The 16,028-nt window shown below is 62.5% G+C and carries 17 protein-coding genes; 13 read left to right on the top strand and 4 right to left on the bottom strand.

Translation table 11 applies throughout. The features are described from left to right. The first annotated feature begins 2 nt into the window (after nucleotides 1-2). From ACMGG8_RS12380 to ACMGG8_RS12370, 3 genes are all read left to right on the top strand, one after another. A complete protein-coding gene (locus ACMGG8_RS12380; protein ID WP_414159635.1) occupies nucleotides 3-992 on the top strand; it encodes a 2-hydroxyacid dehydrogenase in 990 nt (329 codons plus the stop codon). 87 nt (nucleotides 993-1,079) lie between these two features. Further along, nucleotides 1,080-1,517, top strand: coding sequence for a hypothetical protein (locus ACMGG8_RS12375; RefSeq protein WP_092311726.1), 438 nt, complete (start codon nucleotides 1,080-1,082; stop codon nucleotides 1,515-1,517). Beyond that, nucleotides 1,514-1,918, top strand: a complete 405-nt coding sequence (locus ACMGG8_RS12370) for an META domain-containing protein (protein WP_060840557.1) — start codon at nucleotides 1,514-1,516, stop codon at nucleotides 1,916-1,918. Before ACMGG8_RS12375 ends, ACMGG8_RS12370 begins: the two co-directional genes overlap by 4 nt. 131 nt (nucleotides 1,919-2,049) lie before the next feature. Here the strand turns inward: ACMGG8_RS12370 and ACMGG8_RS12365 are convergent, their stop codons facing one another. Further along, on the bottom strand, nucleotides 2,050-2,514 hold the full coding sequence (locus tag ACMGG8_RS12365) for a TlpA disulfide reductase family protein (protein ID WP_108546120.1): 465 nt from the start codon (nucleotides 2,512-2,514) through the stop codon (nucleotides 2,050-2,052). Between the two features lie 138 nt (nucleotides 2,515-2,652). Between ACMGG8_RS12365 and arsC the strand changes: the two genes are divergently transcribed. The 7 genes from arsC (at nucleotide 2,653) to ACMGG8_RS12330 (ending at nucleotide 9,572) form a co-directional block, all read left to right on the top strand. Beyond that, nucleotides 2,653-3,006: an arsenate reductase (glutaredoxin) gene (gene arsC / locus ACMGG8_RS12360; protein WP_060840559.1), complete on the top strand. Its 354-nt coding sequence runs from the start codon at nucleotides 2,653-2,655 to the stop codon at nucleotides 3,004-3,006. Beyond that, a complete protein-coding gene (gene wrbA, locus ACMGG8_RS12355; RefSeq protein ID WP_060840560.1) occupies nucleotides 3,003-3,608 on the top strand; it encodes an NAD(P)H:quinone oxidoreductase in 606 nt (201 codons plus the stop codon). Before arsC ends, wrbA begins: the two co-directional genes overlap by 4 nt. Beyond that, a complete protein-coding gene (locus ACMGG8_RS12350) occupies nucleotides 3,601-4,023 on the top strand; it encodes a DUF2069 domain-containing protein (protein WP_060840561.1) in 423 nt (140 codons plus the stop codon). The genes wrbA and ACMGG8_RS12350 overlap by 8 nt, the downstream gene beginning before the upstream one ends. Nucleotides 4,024-4,120: 97 nt before the next feature. Then, entirely contained in the window at nucleotides 4,121-4,792 is a 672-nt protein-coding gene (locus ACMGG8_RS12345; protein WP_060840562.1) for a DNA-3-methyladenine glycosylase I, read from the top strand. A 452-nt stretch (nucleotides 4,793-5,244) separates the two neighbouring features. Then, complete coding sequence (locus tag ACMGG8_RS12340) at nucleotides 5,245-5,925, top strand: histidine phosphatase family protein (RefSeq protein WP_219915012.1); 681 nt, start codon at nucleotides 5,245-5,247, stop codon at nucleotides 5,923-5,925. Between the two features lie 341 nt (nucleotides 5,926-6,266). After that, nucleotides 6,267-7,919, top strand: coding sequence for a lipid IV(A) 4-amino-4-deoxy-L-arabinosyltransferase (arnT, locus tag ACMGG8_RS12335; protein WP_060840563.1), 1,653 nt, complete (start codon nucleotides 6,267-6,269; stop codon nucleotides 7,917-7,919). A 117-nt stretch (nucleotides 7,920-8,036) separates the two neighbouring features. Then, nucleotides 8,037-9,572, top strand: coding sequence for an ArnT family glycosyltransferase (locus ACMGG8_RS12330; protein WP_414159634.1), 1,536 nt, complete (start codon nucleotides 8,037-8,039; stop codon nucleotides 9,570-9,572). A gap of 59 nt (nucleotides 9,573-9,631) precedes the next feature. On the opposite strand, the gene ttcA is transcribed toward ACMGG8_RS12330, so the two are convergent. Next, nucleotides 9,632-10,456 (bottom strand): tRNA 2-thiocytidine(32) synthetase TtcA, encoded by an 825-nt coding sequence (gene ttcA, locus ACMGG8_RS12325; RefSeq protein ID WP_060840565.1) that lies wholly within the window; start codon nucleotides 10,454-10,456, stop codon nucleotides 9,632-9,634. A 291-nt stretch (nucleotides 10,457-10,747) separates the two neighbouring features. Between ttcA and ACMGG8_RS12320 the strand changes: the two genes are divergently transcribed. Then, a complete protein-coding gene (locus ACMGG8_RS12320; RefSeq protein ID WP_016967577.1) occupies nucleotides 10,748-11,350 on the top strand; it encodes a Yip1 family protein in 603 nt (200 codons plus the stop codon). A gap of 151 nt (nucleotides 11,351-11,501) precedes the next feature. Beyond that, the gene (locus ACMGG8_RS12315) at nucleotides 11,502-11,996 is read left to right on the top strand and encodes a SprT family zinc-dependent metalloprotease (protein ID WP_016967576.1); all 495 of its coding nucleotides are present in this window, start codon (nucleotides 11,502-11,504) and stop codon (nucleotides 11,994-11,996) included. A gap of 30 nt (nucleotides 11,997-12,026) precedes the next feature. Here the strand turns inward: ACMGG8_RS12315 and ACMGG8_RS12310 are convergent, their stop codons facing one another. Then, nucleotides 12,027-13,208: a CaiB/BaiF CoA transferase family protein gene (locus ACMGG8_RS12310; RefSeq protein ID WP_060840566.1), complete on the bottom strand. Its 1,182-nt coding sequence runs from the start codon at nucleotides 13,206-13,208 to the stop codon at nucleotides 12,027-12,029. Between the two features lie 147 nt (nucleotides 13,209-13,355). Beyond that, nucleotides 13,356-14,687: a dicarboxylate/amino acid:cation symporter gene (locus ACMGG8_RS12305; RefSeq protein ID WP_060840567.1), complete on the bottom strand. Its 1,332-nt coding sequence runs from the start codon at nucleotides 14,685-14,687 to the stop codon at nucleotides 13,356-13,358. A gap of 333 nt (nucleotides 14,688-15,020) precedes the next feature. On the opposite strand from ACMGG8_RS12305, the gene ACMGG8_RS12300 reads away from it, so the two are divergent. After that, entirely contained in the window at nucleotides 15,021-16,019 is a 999-nt protein-coding gene (locus ACMGG8_RS12300; RefSeq protein ID WP_060840568.1) for an AraC family transcriptional regulator, read from the top strand. Nucleotides 16,020-16,028: the final 9 nt, after the last annotated feature.

Genomic DNA, 16,028 nt, shown 5'->3' with positions numbered 1-16,028 from the left:
GCATGCGCACGATTCTATTCAGCAGCCAGAACTACGACCGCGAGAGTTTTCTCGGCGCCAGCCTGCCGGCGGGTATCGAACTGCAATTCCAGGCCGCCCGCCTGAGCCTGGACACCGTGGCCCTGGCCGAACGCCATGAAGTGGTCTGCGCCTTCATCAACGATGACCTGAGCGCCCCGGTGCTGGAACAACTGGCCGCCGGCGGCGCTCGCTTGATCGCCCTGCGCTCGGCCGGCTACAACCACGTCGACCTGGCGGCGGCGCAGCGCCTGGGCCTGGAGGTGGTGCGAGTCCCGGCCTATTCCCCGCATGCGGTGGCCGAGCACGCGGTGGCCCTGATCCTGGCGCTGAACCGGCGCCTGCATCGAGCCTACAACCGCACCCGCGAGGGCGACTTCACCCTGCACGGCCTGACCGGCTTCGACCTGGTGGGCAAGACCGTGGGCATTGTCGGCACCGGGCAGATCGGCGCCACCTTCGCCCGGATCATGGCGGGTTTTGGCTGCCAACTGCTGGCTTACGACCCCTTCCCCAATCCGGCCGTGGAAGCCCTCGGCGCCCGTTATCTGGAGCTGCCGCAACTGCTGGCCCAGGCGCAGATCATCAGCCTGCATTGCCCGCTCAATGACCACAGTCGCTACCTGATCAACCAGGACAGCCTGGCCCACATGCAGCCCGGGGCAATGCTGATCAATACCGGGCGCGGCGGCCTGGTGGATACCCCGGCGCTGATCGACGCCCTGAAAAGCGGGCAGCTGGGCTACCTGGGGCTGGATGTCTACGAAGAGGAGGCGCAACTGTTCTTCGAGGACCGCTCCGACCTGCCCCTGCAGGACGACGTGCTGGCCCGGCTGCTGACCTTCCCCAACGTGATTGTGACTGCGCACCAGGCGTTCCTGACCCACGAAGCCCTGGCCGCCATCGCCGAGACCACCTTGCACAACATCGCCAGTTGGGCCGCAGGGCAAGCGCAGAATCGGGTCCTGGGGTGACATCCGCGCGGGCTGATCGAAGGTCGCCTGCCCGCGACCTGCGGCGCAGGGGCCCGTGCTAGCATACGCGGCAGATTTGGAGGACCCATGGTCGAACACGATTTCCGCTACAACCTGATGAACCCGCAACACACCCTGATCGAATGCCGCGCACTGGTGCCGGGCCGCTATCAAGTCACCGGCAACGGTGGCTCCATCCGCACCGACGACGTGCTGCTGGTCACCCTCAAAGGCAGCAAGGACCTGTCCATGCGCCTGACGGTGGAGACTGTGCGCCACCTGATCAATCCCGTAGGCCAATGGGTCGCCGTGGCCCGCGGCCCGGTATTTGGCGAACTGGCGATTCACCAGTGGCAGGTCAACTGCGACAGCTGCGCCGCCACCCTCGACTTCGAGTTCGCGGTGGATGCCAAGCTGGGCAACAAGGCCCAGAAGCCCGCCGCCAGCGCGCGGATCGCCGAACTTGGCTGGCGCAGCGAAGGTGAGCAGCACCGCTGCCCGAAATGCCAGCAGGCCGGCCAATGAAACGCCTGATGCTGACCGCGGCGCTGGGGGCCGGCCTGCTGGGCTGCGCCGCCGAGCCGCTGAAGCTGCAGCAGGACCGCAGCTATGTTCTGGAATGGATCGGTGAACGTCCGCTGATCGATTACAGCCACCTGACCATCACCCTGGGCGAGGATGGTCGCGCCTACGGCAATGGTGGCTGCAACCATTGGTTCGCGCCTTACACCCTGGACGGCGAGAAGCTCAGCTTCGGCAAGGTCGGCAGCACCCGCAAACTCTGTGCCCCGGCCTTGATGGAGCAGGAACGCCGCTTTCTGCAGGCCCTGGAAAACGTCGAACGCTGGGATGTCTCGCCGATCGAGCAAGTGCGTTTCTGGCCTGCCGAAGGCAAACCGTTGCGCTGGTGGCTGGAAGAAGGCTGATATTCCTGTAGCCGCTGCCGAGCCTGCAAACGGCGAACAACATCCGGGGGCCTGAATCTCCAGCGAGCTTCAGGCCCCCGCATTCCTTCAGGACCTTCGCAGCCTGGCCAGCCGCTAGCGTCCAAGCGCCATCAATGCCCGCGCAGGGCCTGCAACTTGGCCAGCACGCCCGCAGCCGTCTGCTCCCCCATCATCTGCTCACGCACCTTGCCCTTGTCGTCGATGATGTAGGTCACCGGCAGCGCCTCGCTGCGTGGCAGTTCGAAGAGTTCCGCCGGGTTCTGCGCCAGCACGGTGAACTTGATCCCCAGCTTCTCGCTGGCGTTCTTGAGTTCTTCACCCTGCACATTGTCGAAATTGACCCCCAGCACGGTGGCCGACTGGCCCTTGAGCTGCTCGTCCAGGGCGTTCAATTCAGGGATCTCGGTGCGGCAAGGGCCGCACCACTCGGCCCAGTAATTGAGCACCAGCCACTGCTTGTCGATACGCTCGGCGGCGACTTTCCGGCCATATTGGTCGACCCCGTAGTCATTGCCACAGCCGCTCAGCAGCAGGGTTGTAATGATCGCCAATGCCGCCGCCAATTGCCTTGCCATGCGCTGTTTCCTGTATTGAAAGATGTCTTGAATAACACTGCCGACCCCGGGTCGCTGCGACCTATCGACTCCCAAGGTTCAGGAGAGCCCGTCGCGCGGGTAGAATAGCCGCCACCTTACGCAAGATGCGACCCGCACATGACCGATCTGACGCTTTATCACAACCCGCGCTGCTCGAAATCCCGCGGTGCGCTGGAACTCCTGGAACAACGCGGCCTGGCCCCGACCGTGGTCCGCTACCTGGAAACCCCACTGGATGCCGCCCAATTGCAACGCCTGCTGGGCAAGCTCGGCATCAGCGCGCGCCAGCTGCTGCGCACCGGCGAGGACGAGTACAAGAGCCTCAACCTGGCCGACCAGAGCCTGAGCGAAGAGCAACTGATCGCTGCCATCGCCGGGCACCCGAAACTCATGGAACGCCCGATTCTCGAAACCGCCGACAAGGCCATCATCGGTCGCCCACCGGAAAATGTGCTGGAGATTCTGCCTTGAGCGCGCCGTACATCCTGGTCCTGTATTACAGCCGCAACGGTTCGACCAACGAGATGGCCCGGCAGATCGCCCGTGGCGTCGAACAGGCCGGCCTGGAAGCCCGCCTGCGCACCGTCCCGGGAATTTCCACCGAATGCGAAGCCGTGGCCCCGAGCATCCCCGACAGTGGTGCCTTGTACGCCAGCCTCGACGACCTGAAGCACTGCTCGGGCCTGGCCCTGGGCAGCCCGACCCGCTTCGGCAACATGGCGGCGCCCCTGAAGTACTTTCTCGACGGCACCAGCAACCTCTGGCTGACCGGCGCGCTGGTGGGCAAGCCCGCCGGTGTGTTTACCTCCACCGCCAGCCTGCACGGCGGCCAGGAAGCCACCCTGCTGTCGATGATGCTGCCGCTGCTGCATCACGGCATGCTGATCACCGGCCTGCCCTACAGCGAGTCGGCCCTATTGGAGACCCGTGGCGGCGGCACCCCCTACGGCGCCAGCCATCACGCCGGAGCTGACGGCAAGAGTCCGCTGGACGAGCATGAAATCGCCCTGTGCCGGGCCCTGGGCCTGCGCCTGGCGAAAACCGCCCTGCAGTTGGAGAACGGCCGTGGCTAAGAAGCCAAAGATCCTGCCGACGGTGCAATGGCTGGAACCCCGGGTGCGTCTGGCCCGGATCACCAGCCTGATCTGTTTCTTCGGCCTGGTGGGCCTGCTGTGCGGGTATTACCTGCTGGTGGCCGACCTGCACGGTGCCCGGCCCTGGGTGATCCTGCTGATCGAGTTGGTGCCCCTGCTGCTCATGGCGCCCGGCATGCTCAGCGGCAGTGCCCGGGGACATGCGTGGATGTGCTTTGTGGTCAACCTGTACTTCATCAAGGGCGCGCTGGCGGCCTATGACCCGAATCGCCAGCTGTTCGGCCTGCTGGAAATGTTCGCCAGCCTGGCGGTGTTCACTTCGGCGCTGCTCTACGTGCGCTGGCGCTTCCAGCTCAACCGCCGGCTCGCCGGCGAAGGCGCCACCCCGGCCTGAACCTGACGCAAGTTCCCCGGTCCCGGGGAACTTGTATCGCCAGCCAAGGCCCCAACCCTGTTCAACCGACTCTCCGACCGCCCCTCCAGGAGCAGGCATGCACGATTACAAATGGCTGAATGAATACTGTCTCAACCGCTTCGGTTCCGCCGCGGCCCTGGAAGCCCAACTGCCAACCCCGGCAAGCAACGAGTATCTGCGTGCCTTGAGCGCTGATCGCTACCTGTCGACACTGGCATTGCGGGTCTTTCGCGCGGGGCTGAAACACAGCCTGGTGGACGCCAAATGGCCAGCGTTCGAACAGGTGTTCTTCGGCTTCGATCCGGACAAGGTGGTGCTCATGGGCGCCGAACATCTGGAGCGGCTGATGCAAGACACGCGGATCATTCGTCACCTGGGCAAGCTCAAGAGCGTGCCACGCAATGCGCAGATGATCCTCGACGTGCAACAGCAGCACGGCAGTTTCGGCGCCTTCATAGCCGACTGGCCGGTGCAGGACATCACCGGGCTCTGGCAGTACCTGGCCAAGCACGGCAACCAGATGGGCGGCCTGTCGGCGCCACGCTTCCTGCGCATGGTGGGCAAGGACACCTTCATCCCCACCTGGGACGTAGTGGCCGCCCTCAATGCCCAGAACATCATCGACAAGGTGCCCAGCAGCAAACGCGACCAGGCGCTGGTGCAAGCGGTGTTCAACCAGTGGCAAGAAGAAAGTGGTCGTCCCCTGTGCCAGCTGTCGGCGATGCTGGCCTACACCGTCAACCACTGATCCCCGCTCCCTCTTGACTGCTTCTGCCACGGACAGTGGCTGGAAGCAGTCTTGCACCGCCCCTCTCCCTCCTTTGGCTGACAGAACGCTGAACTGATGCGCAGTTTTTCCACGCCGTTCTTTTTCTCAGGCTACAGTTTCTCCGGCTTGTCATAGACACCAGGACCAGCAGCGTTAAATAGCCGCCACGCGCAGATTCCCTGCGTCCGCCGGTTAACGAATAACAACGTTTCTTTCAAGCCAACAGGCTGAGTAACGGCTGTCTGGTCTTAAACAGGCACGTGCCGCGCCATTCGTTTTTTTCACATCGCTTTCACCAATCTGAGACCTGGACTCCCTTAAGTTGGGGGCCAGTGACTACGCTGGTGCCGGTGCGCATGTCGGTCTGCTGCAGAACACTAGTTCCAACCCGAATTAAAAGTATTTCTCAAAAATAGATTCAGGTAAGCGACGTGCACAACATCAAACAAACCAGACCCCGGGCCGACACCGCCCGCATTCGGCGCTCCGGAAAGATCATCATCAGCGCGCTCACTATTACCCTGATCGCCCTGATAAGCGGTTTTGTACTCTGGCCGGCGACTCCTCTGGATCTCGCTGGCGATCATCAGATGCAACGCAGCGGAATCTATCAACACTGGAAGGCCGGAGAAGTCATCGCCCTGGTGCGCCACGCCGAGCGCTGTGACCGATCGGCCAACCCCTGCCTGGGCCCCGCAGATGGCATCACCCGCCTGGGCAGTGCTACCGCGACCGACCTGGGCAAGGCCTTCCGGAGCATCGGCATGGACCGTACCGATGTCATCAGCAGCCCCATGACCCGCACCCTGCAAACCGCACAGGCCATGTTCAATCAGGTCACCAGCTCTCAGGATTGGTTGTTGAACTGCGCCGACAACTTCGAGAACGATATAAAGGCCCACAAGCTTCAGGGGCGCAACCTGATCCTGGTCACCCACAGCGGCTGCATCAGCGATCTGGAGAGCCGCATGGGCTTCGCCCATGCCCTGGCCACCGAGTACACCAGTTCCTTGTTCCTGACACTCGGTGCAGACGGAAAACTGCAAATACTGGGAATACTGAACGCCAAGAGCTGGCCACAAGTACTTAAAGAAGCGCCGAACAATTTGTAACTCTTTTTGACAACTAGACAACAGACTTCATTCAGCGAATCGACAGACTAACAGCCCACATTTAATTGACTTTATTGCAAGTTGCACTATTAGAGAGCAGAGCATTTTTCATAAAAACCGCTATAAAAAATGCAGCCATTAAAAACCGGGCAGCACTCACGGAGTTTCAAGCGATTTGTAGATGCCGTCATCGCTGATCCTCAACTCGCCCCGGCCATGCAACTTGCACGTTGAAATCCTTACCTGACTTCGAGGACAGAAATGCACCGCACTTTACCCACCCGGCTTATGGAACGAGCGCCACACCTTCAGGCAACACTGTGCGTGGGAGTAACAACGGCATGATCAAGCGTTGGGCGTTGCCATTTCTGCTGTTGGCCTTCAGCCTGTTCTACCTGCTGCCGCTGGCCAGCCATGGCCTGTGGATTCCCGATGAAACCCGCTACGCGCAGATCAGCCAGGAAATGCTCCTCAGCGGCGACTGGGTCGCGCCGCACTTCATGGGTATCCGTTACTTCGAAAAACCGATTGCCGGTTACTGGATGATCGCCATCGGCCAGGCGGTGTTCGGCGACAACCTGTTCGGGGTGCGCATCGCCTCGGCCCTGAGCACCGGTTTGAGCGTGCTGCTGGCTTATCTCATCACGCGCCGGATGTGGAACGATCCACGCAAGAGCTTCGCCGCGGCGCTGCTGTACATGAGCTTCGGCCTGATTGCCGGGCAAGCCGGATACTCCAACCTCGACCCGCAATTCACGCTGTGGGTCAACCTGAGTCTGGTGGCCCTGTGGTTCGCCCTGGACAGCCAGGCCACACGCGCTCGCCTCCTGGCCTGGGCGGTGCTCGGGGCGGCGTGCGGCATGGGCTTCATGACCAAGGGCTTCCTGGCATGGCTGCTGCCGGTACTGATCGCCCTGCCCTATATGCTTTGGCAACGTCGCCTGGGCGAACTGCTGCGCTACGGGCTGGTGGCGGTAGTGGTGGCCATCGGTATCAGCCTGCCCTGGGCGCTCAGCGTGCACGCCCATGAGCCGGACTTCTGGCGCTTTTTCTTCTGGCACGAGCATATTCGGCGCTTTGCCGCCGAAAACGCCCAACACACCCGGCCCTGGTGGTTCTACCTGCCTCTGCTGGTCGTCTCCTGCCTGCCCTGGGCATTGCTGCTGCCCGGCACACTGATGCAGGCCTGGAAGGACAAGCGCCAGGCCAACAGCGGTTTTCTGCTGTTGTGGTTGCTGCTGCCGCTGGTGTTTTTCAGCCTGAGCCGGGGCAAGCTGCCGACCTACATCATGCCGTGCCTGCTGCCACTGGCGGTGCTCATGGGTAACGCACTGATTGACCGCGTCAGCGATCGCCAGGGTCGAGCCATTCGCCTCAACAGCCTGCTCAATCTGCTGATCGGCGTGGGGGCACTGGTGGCGTTGCTGGTGATCCAGCTCACCCGGCCGGTTTATGGCCACAACGAAATGCTCAGCCTGTCCCTGGTGTTCATCATGCTGATGGGCTGGATCATCGCCAACCTGCTGCCGGCCTCCAGGCCGCTGCAATACTGGCCCGCCCCGGCCCTGGGCATCTGGCTGCTGGTGGCGCTGCTGCCCGCCGGCATGCCCGGACTGATCGTGCACAACGAGATGCCCGACCAGTTCATCAAGGAACATCTGCAAGAGCTCAAGCAGACCAAGACCCTGCTCAGCAATGACCTGGGTGCGGCCTCGGCCCTGGCCTGGCGCCTGCAACGTCCGCAGGTGTCGCTGTACAACACCGAGGGCGAGCTGAAATACGGCCTGGCTTATCCAGACTCGGAACAACGCAAGGTGAGCATGGCCGACGTCGGACAATGGATGACCGAGGCTCGCAAGCAGGGCTCCGTGGGCGTGGTCATGCGGGTCAAGAACGTGGTGGAGAACGAGGAAGTCGCGCTGCTGCCAGCGGGAGGCAAGCGCTATGAAGAGGGCAACCTGCTGATCCTGATCGTGCCACAGAGCCAGCCGTAGCCTGCCCCGTGAGCCAGCCAGCGTCAGCGTCGAGCCGTTCGGCGCTGACGTTTTTTTTGCCTGTCCGGCCCTTCGGGCCCGTGCAGTCTTTTCGAGTCAGTCCATGGAAATCCGTCTATGAATCTCGACCACAGCGAGCGCAAGGCCCTGATCCTGCTCCTGGGCGTATCGGCGCTGATCCTGTTGCTGGGCCTGGGCTCCCGCGAGCTGTGGGGCCCGGAAACCCGCTGGGCCAACATCGCGCTGCAGATGCTGCAGAGCGGCAATTACTTCGACCCGTACCTCAAAGGCACGCCCTACTACGACAAGCCCCTGCCGTCCTACTGGCTGATCACTGCCAGTGCCTGGCTGATGGGCGGACTGGGTCACTGGTCCTTGCGCCTGTCGTCGGTACTCGCCGCCTGGCTGAGCATCTGGCTGGTGTACCTGATCGGTGAGCGACTGTTCCACAAAGGCACCGGTCTGATCGCCGGCTGGATGCTGGCCACCACATTCTATTTCGCGTTCTGGGCGCGGGTAGCCACCGCCGACATTCTCACGGTATGCGGCGTACTGGCCTCTATCTGGTGGTACTGGCGAGATCCGGACGACACCCGCCTGAGTCGTTACACGGTGTTCTTCCTGCTGCTGGCGGCCACATCGCTGCTCAAGGGGCTGATAGGTTTCGTCTTGCCGGGGCTGGCGCTGCTGCCTCACCTGCTCAGCCAGGGCCGCTGGAAACGCCACCTGAATCTGCGCCTGTGCCTGGCCCTGGTGGTGGCCGGCCTGCTGTACATGGTGCCGTTCCTGCTCTCGCACCTGTACGGCACACCAACCTACAGCCAAAGCGGCCTGGACCTGGTGTTTCGGGAAAACGTGGTGCGCTTTTTCGACCCGTTCGACCATCAGGGGCCGATCTATACCTACCTGATCTACCTGCCGGCCTATACCTTGCCCTGGGTTCCCTGCTGGCTGCTCGGTCTGTGGGTTGCGGTGCGCCACTGGCGCCAGTTGCAGCCCAACGAGCGCTGGCTGGTCTGGGCCCTGGGCCTGCTGTTCCTGTTCTTCACCGCCAGCGGCAGCCGACGCAGCTATTACGTCTTGCCGCTGGTGCCCTTCGCCCAGCTTTTGGGGGCCTGGTGGCTGAACCGGCACCTGCAGCAAAAACGCGCCAGCGGCAAACCCGCTGACCGGCGCTGGACCCTGGGCTTTGCCGGCGCGGCCGTGGTGCTGCTGTTGGTGCTGGGAGTCGCCTATCCCTGGAGCAATGGCGGTGGCGGAGTGATGCAGTTTGGCGCCCAGGTGAAAACCGAGGCCAGCCGGATCGCCCCCTGGAATCAATGGCGCATGGTGCTGGTGGAAGTGGACAACAAATTGCCGATGTACCTGCAGAACCAGGGAGGTGCGTTCTACTACGTGCCGCAAACCGCGGATTTTCCTCGAACAGGCACGAGCGCCGACTTCATGGCCTGGCTGGACAAGACCAGCGGCCAGCACTGGGATCCTCAGCGCACCTTGATATTCGTGCAGCAGAACAAGGATCAACCCTTGATGCTGGAATACCTGGGCAACGACCATCAGCTGATCCGCACACGGCCCACCCACGGTGAACGCCTGGCGAAGAAATCCGCAGAGGGCAGCGTGGCCTTCGTGCCGCAGGTGCCGGGCACCTGAAGGCAGGCCGCGGCGCCCCGGGACTCGGGACGCCGCGGCCCTGGTTCAGCGATTGCCGATCAGAGGTTCACCACATTGACGAAACGCGGCGTGGCGTTGTCATCGATGCGCAGGTTGGTGAAGTCGAACAGGTTGCGATCCGCCAGTTGCGACGGAATCACGTTCTGCAGGCCGCGGAAGATGCTCTCGGTACGCCCAGGGCTTTTGCGCTCCCACTCCTGAAGCATCTCCTTGACCACCTGGCGCTGCAGGTTCTCCTGGGAGCCGCAGAGGTTGCAGGGAATGATCGGGAACTGCTTGAGGTCGGAATAGGCCTGGATGTCCTTCTCGCTGCAGTAGGCCAGCGGCCGGATCACCACGTTGCGCCCGTCGTCGGCCAGCAGCTTGGGCGGCATGGCCTTGAGCGAGCCGTTGTAGAACATGTTGAGGAAGAACGTCTCGACGATGTCGTCACGGTGGTGACCCAGGGCCATCTTGGTGGCACCGATCTCGTCGGCGAAGGTGTACAGGGTGCCACGACGCAGGCGCGAGCACAGCGAGCAGGTGGTCTTGCCTTCGGGGATCAGTTCCTTGACCACCGAGTAGGTGTCCTTCTCGACGATGTGGTACTCGATCCCCAATTCCTTGAGGTAGGCCGGCAGCACGTGCTCGGGAAAGCCGGGCTGCTTCTGGTCCATGTTCACCGCGACGATCTCGAACTTGATCGGCGCCACCTTCTGCAGGTGCAGCAGCACGTCGAGCATGGTGTAGCTGTCCTTGCCGCCGGACAGGCAGACCATGACCTTGTCGCCCTCTTCGATCATGTTGAAATCGGCGACCGCTTCGCCCGCCTGTCGACGAAGGCGTTTCTGCAGTTTGTTCTGGTTGACCGTAAGAGTGCCCATGGCGCTTGGAATCCGCGAGGTGTGTGACGAAAAGCCGAGCATTTTAAGCAAAACCCCGGCCCCGTGAAAGCGCCGCAAGGTGCTATCCAGCCAGACGGGGGTAACCGACACGACCGCGATTACCCACGGGTTTTACAGCGCGATTTGCTCTAAAGCGGCGCACATCTGAGGAAAACTCCTTCCTATACTGCGACATAAGGTCGCACACCCGTATAGACCTATACTGACAATGCCACTTGGCTGTAAGCGCTCCGTTGGGGGGCGATGGCAACATTTAAGGAGTGACTGACCATGATTCATCATGTCGTAGGACTCTTCACCCACCCCGATCAGGAATGGCGAGAAATCCGTGGCGATGCCGAGGAAAGCATCAGTCACATGTACCTCACTCACACGCTGATTCTGGCGGCGATCCCCGCTGTCTCGGCCTTTATCGGCACCACCCAGGTCGGCTGGGTCATCGGCAACCGCGCGCCGGTGATGCTGACCATGGAAAGCGCCCTGTGGATGACCATCATGTCGTACCTGGCCATGCTCTGCGGCGTGGCGGTGATGGGCGCGTTCATTCACTGGATGGCCCGGACCTACGATGCCAGCCCGAGTCTGGCGCGCTGCGTAGCCTTTGCCACCTACACCGCGACCCCGCTGTTCGTCGGCGGCCTGGCGGCCCTGTATCCACACATGTGGCTGGGGATGATCATCGGCACCGCGGCAATCTGCTACACCGTGTACCTGCTCTACGTCGGACTGCCGACCTTCATGAACATCCCGTCTGACGAGGGCTTCCTGTTTTCCAGCTCGGTCCTGGCGGTGGGACTGGTGGTGCTGGTCGCGATCATGGCCTTCACCGTGATTGTCTGGGGCCTGGGCGTCGGCCCCGTGTACACCAACTGACGCCGCACCAATAATAATCCTCCATCTGCCAGCACAGGCCGCCGCAAGGCGGCCTTCTTAATGGGCCCGATCCTGCGACCATTCGGCGCCTGAACGATTCGGATTCGCCGGTCTTTGCGGCATACTCAGCCACTCTGGAGAGCCGTTAAGCATGCCCGAGCAACTCAATACCCGCGTCGAAGACTGTTTCCTACTCGCTGAATCCTTTTTCAAACGTCCTTTCAAACGCCCGGTGGTCAGCCTCAAGTTGCGCGGCCAGAAAGCCGGGGTCGCTCATTTGCATGAAAACCTGCTGCGCTTCAATCCCCAGCTGTACCGGGAAAACACTGAAGACTTCCTCAAGCAGACGGTGGCCCATGAGGTGGCCCACCTGATCGCTCACCAACTGTTTGGCGAGCGCATCCAGCCCCATGGCGAGGAATGGCAACTGATCATGCGCGGGGTCTATGAACTGCCGCCCAATCGCTGTCACACCTATGCGATCAAACGCCGCAGCGTGACCCGCTACATCTATCGCTGCCCCTGCGCCGAGAGCGATTTCCCGTTTTCGGCCCAGCGCCACAAGCTGGTGGCACAAGGTCGCCGCTACCTGTGCCGACGCTGCCGGCACACCCTGGTGTACAGCGGGGAAACCAGGGTCGAGTGACAGAAGCCAAAGCGCTTCGCCCGCCGGTTCCTAGCCGATGATCCCCTCGCTTCGAAGCGCCTCGATGCGCTCGGCGCTGTAGCCCAGCTCCGTCAGCACCTCAACACAATGGGCGCCCAGCCTGGCGCCGATATGCCGCGGCTCGGGCAAGCCCTGGGAGAACTTCAGCGGACAGGCGATCTGCGCCTGGAGGCTGCCGTCCTCACGGGGCACCTGGCTGACCAGTTGCCGGGCCTGCAACTGCGGATGCTGCACCGCCTCGGCCAGACTCAGGACCGGCTCGACACAGGCGTCGAGCCCGGCGAACAGCTGGCAGAGTTCGGCGAAGTCGTGTTTTTCGAACTCGATCTGCAAGGCCTGCTTGAGGGCCTGTTGCTGCTCCGGTACAGGCGACAAGCCCTGGGCCGCCAGCTCCGGACGTCCCAGGGCCTGACACAACTGCTGCATGAACACCGGCTCCAGGCTGCCCACCGACAGCCAGCGACCATCCCGACTGCGGTAGTAGTCGTAGAAACTGCCGCCGTTGAGCGCCTGCTGCTCCATCCCCGGCTCGACCCCGCAGGCCAGATAACCGGCGCCGGCCATGGCGTTCAGACTGAACACACAGTCGGTCATGCTGATATCCAGGTGCTGGCCCTGACCACTGTGCTGACGGGCGATAACCGCCGCCAAGAGGCCAATCACCCCGTGCAGCGAGCCACCGGCGATGTCGGCCGCCTGAATGCCCAGGGGCAAGGGTCCCTGATCGCGACGCCCGGTCTGGCTGGCCAGTCCGGCCAGGGCCAGGTAATTGATGTCGTGTCCGGCGCGGTCCTTGTAGGGGCCGGTCTGGCCATAGCCGGTAATAGACACGTAGATCAGCCGCGGATTGATCGCCTTCAAGGCTTCGTAGCCCAGCCCCAGGCGCTCCATCACCCCCGGGCGAAACTGTTCGAGGAGAATGTCATGCTCCTGCAGCAGTTGCCGCACCACCTCCAGTGCTTCGGGCCGCTTGAGGTCCAGGGCCAGGCTGCGCTTGTTGCGATTGAGGTAGGCGTGGCTGGCGGACACCCCCCGATCGTGGGGCGGCAGTACCCGCAACAGGTCCATGCGGGTCGGCGACTCGATGCGCAGCACCTCGGCGCCCATGTCCGCCAGCAGCAGCGAGGCGAACGGCCCCGGCAGCAGGGTGGAGAAATCCAGTACCTTGAGTGACGCCAACGGCCCTTGCATGTGCCCTCTCCTCTTGATCGACCGCCAGAGAGTAGGCAGCCGCAAGCACTGCAACAATTACCACAATGCTCAGCCGGACTGACCGTTGCGCTCATCCACCAGGCCATAAAAAACCCGCCGTAGCGGGTTTCTTATGTTCAGCCAGGCTTACTTGATGGTGGGTGCCGGACCTTCGGCCACACCCAGATCATCCGTTTCGCGGGTGTCGCTGATGGCACGACCACCGGAAGCCAGTTCGACTTGCAGCTTGTCTTCGTCCAGCTCCTTGACCCACTTGGCGACCACCAGGGTGGCCACCGCGTTGCCTACCAGGTTGGTCAGGGCGCGAGCCTCGGACATGAAGCGGTCGATGCCCAGGATCAGCGCCAGGCCGGCCACCGGCAGGTGCCCCACGGCCGACAGGGTTGCCGCCAGGACGATGAAGCCGCTGCCGGTGACGCCCGCGGCGCCTTTGGAGGACAGCAGCAGCACCAGCAGCAGGGTGATCTGGTGGGTGATGTCCATGTGGGTATCAGTGGCCTGGGCGATGAACACCGCGGCCATGGTCAGGTAGATCGACGTACCGTCGAGGTTGAACGAGTAACCGGTTGGAATCACCAGGCCGACCACCGACTTCTTGGCACCCAGGCGCTCCATCTTGATCAGCATGCGCGGCAGGGCCGACTCCGAGGAGGAAGTGCCCAGCACGATCAGCAACTCTTCACGGATGTAGCGGATCAGCTTGATCACGCTGAAGCCGTGGGCACGGCAGATGGCCCCCAGGACCACCAGCACGAACACCACGCAGGTGATGTAGAAGCAGATCATCAACTGGCCCAGTTGCACCAGGGAGCCGACGCCGTAGGCACCGATGGTGAACGCCATGGCACCCAGCGCACCCAGGGGCGCCAGCTTCATGATCATGTTGATGATGTTGAACATCACGTGGGCGAAGCGGTCGATGAAGTCCAGCACCGGCTTGCCATAGGCACCCAGGCGATGCAGGGCGAAACCGAAGATCACCGAGAACATCAGCACTTGCAGGATGTCGCCGTTGGCAAAGGCACCGACGATGGTGGTCGGAATCACGTTGAGGATGAAGCCGACGATGCTCTGGTCATTGCCTGCGGTCACATAGGCCGCGACTTTCGAGGCATCCAGGGTCGAGGCGTCGATATGCATGCCGGCACCCGGCTGCACCACGTTGACCACGATCAGGCCGATCAGCAGGGCGATGGTGGAGACGATTTCGAAGTACAGCAGCGCATAGCCGCCGGTCTTGCCGACCGATTTCATGTTCTGCATGCCGGCGATGCCACTCACCACGGTGCAGAAAATGATGGGGGCAATGACCATCTTGATCAGTTTGATGAACCCGTCACCCAGGGGCTTGAGGGCCACGCCGGTCTGAGGGTAGAAGTGACCGAGCAGGATGCCGATGGCGATGGCAACGATCACCTGGAAATACAGGGATTTGTACAGTGGCTGACGAGTCGTCATTGCAAAGTTCCTCAAGAGCCCCGGCATACAGCTTCCGTCGATGCATGCGGTGCCTAAAGTGCGAACCCTCCTGCACTGGAGGGATTTGTTGTGTCGAACTGCGTGCTGGCAGATCTTCCGGCTCTATCGCAAAGCCCGTGCCACCTTGCCCAAAAGCCCTGCAGGCCTTTAGACATCAGGGGGGCGGGCCGATCCTTGCATTCGTTGCGCCCGGTGAAGCTGGCGGATATCCGCCCATTCATCGAGCCTCGTCCTACAATTTGGCGGATATCCGCCTTGTTCCCTCGTGAGGGGGCTGGCTAACATCCGCCACTCAATGGACGGACCAGCCTCATGCGTGAACGCACCATCGCCAGCCACTTTGCCCGCGCCGCCTTAGGCGGGGCGCGCCGTCGCGGCCACGATTGCGAGCCGCTCCTGCAGCGACTGGGCATCAGCCCGGAGCTGTTGAACCAACCCAAGGCGCGCATCGCTCCGGAGCAGTTCACCAGCCTGCTGCAACAACTGTGGCTGGAGCTGGACGACGAATACCTCGGCTTCGCCCATGGCCCCAGCAAACGCGGGACGTTCGCCATGATGTGCCACGCCCTGATCCATTGCCGCACCTTAGAAAAAGCACTGCAGCGCGGCTTATTGTTTTATAGCTTGTTTCCGGAAGCTCCGCGCCTGAGTCTGACGCGTGAGGGGGAAATGGCTCGACTGAGCCTGGATGATTCTGAACTGTGGGACCCCGAGCACTTTCTCAGCGAAAGCCTGCTGGTGATCTGGCACCGCCTGGGCAGCTGGTTGATCGGCCAGCGCATTCGCCTGGAGCAGGCCGGCTTCAGCTATCCAAAACCCGAACACGCCGCGGAATACGACCTGCTTTTCCCCTGCCCCCTGGAGTTCGCACAGCAACGCAGCAGCCTGTTGTTCCACAGCCGCTACCTGGGCATGCCGCTGCTGCAGGATGAACGCACCCTCAAGCACTTCCTCGAACGCTCCCCCGCCGACCTGCTGTCGCGGCCGGACGAAGGCGACAGCCTTAGCAGCCAGTTACGCCGCCTGCTCAGCCACGATCGCGAGCGCTGGCCCGATCTGGAAAGCGTCGCGCAGCACCTGCACGTCAGCCCGCAGACCCTGCGCCGCCACTTGCGCGAGGAAGGCTCGAGCTTTCAGGGCTTGAAGGATGAACTGCGCCGCGACATTGCCATCTTCCACCTGGGCCGCGCCGACCTGTCGTTGCAACAGATCGCCGAGCACCTGGGCTTTTCCGAACCGTCGGCGTTTCACCGGGCGTTCAAGAAATGGACCGGCCTGACCCCGGGCGCCTATCGAGCCCGGGACCGCTAGCACAGGGTG

This window comes from Pseudomonas sp. BNK-45, from assembly GCF_047456255.1.
GTDB lineage: Bacteria > Pseudomonadota > Gammaproteobacteria > Pseudomonadales > Pseudomonadaceae > Aquipseudomonas.
The sequence above is the reverse complement of the archived record's forward strand: the minus strand, read 5'-3'. Positions and strand labels throughout refer to the sequence as shown.

Coding starts and splice junctions, on each gene's coding strand:
- ACMGG8_RS12310 (WP_060840566.1), bottom strand. CDS start 13,208: ATGCAAGGGCCGTTGGCGTCACTCAAGGTACTGGATTTCTCCACCCTG.
- ACMGG8_RS12375 (WP_092311726.1), top strand. CDS start 1,080: ATGGTCGAACACGATTTCCGCTACAACCTGATGAACCCGCAACACACC.
- arsC (WP_060840559.1), top strand. CDS start 2,653: ATGACCGATCTGACGCTTTATCACAACCCGCGCTGCTCGAAATCCCGC.
- arnT (WP_060840563.1), top strand. CDS start 6,267: ATGATCAAGCGTTGGGCGTTGCCATTTCTGCTGTTGGCCTTCAGCCTG.
- ACMGG8_RS12380 (WP_414159635.1), top strand. CDS start 3: ATGCGCACGATTCTATTCAGCAGCCAGAACTACGACCGCGAGAGTTTT.
- ttcA (WP_060840565.1), bottom strand. CDS start 10,456: ATGGGCACTCTTACGGTCAACCAGAACAAACTGCAGAAACGCCTTCGT.
- ACMGG8_RS12330 (WP_414159634.1), top strand. CDS start 8,037: ATGAATCTCGACCACAGCGAGCGCAAGGCCCTGATCCTGCTCCTGGGC.
- ACMGG8_RS12345 (WP_060840562.1), top strand. CDS start 4,121: ATGCACGATTACAAATGGCTGAATGAATACTGTCTCAACCGCTTCGGT.
- ACMGG8_RS12370 (WP_060840557.1), top strand. CDS start 1,514: ATGAAACGCCTGATGCTGACCGCGGCGCTGGGGGCCGGCCTGCTGGGC.
- ACMGG8_RS12320 (WP_016967577.1), top strand. CDS start 10,748: ATGATTCATCATGTCGTAGGACTCTTCACCCACCCCGATCAGGAATGG.
- ACMGG8_RS12315 (WP_016967576.1), top strand. CDS start 11,502: ATGCCCGAGCAACTCAATACCCGCGTCGAAGACTGTTTCCTACTCGCT.
- ACMGG8_RS12365 (WP_108546120.1), bottom strand. CDS start 2,514: ATGGCAAGGCAATTGGCGGCGGCATTGGCGATCATTACAACCCTGCTG.
- ACMGG8_RS12305 (WP_060840567.1), bottom strand. CDS start 14,687: ATGACGACTCGTCAGCCACTGTACAAATCCCTGTATTTCCAGGTGATC.
- ACMGG8_RS12300 (WP_060840568.1), top strand. CDS start 15,021: ATGCGTGAACGCACCATCGCCAGCCACTTTGCCCGCGCCGCCTTAGGC.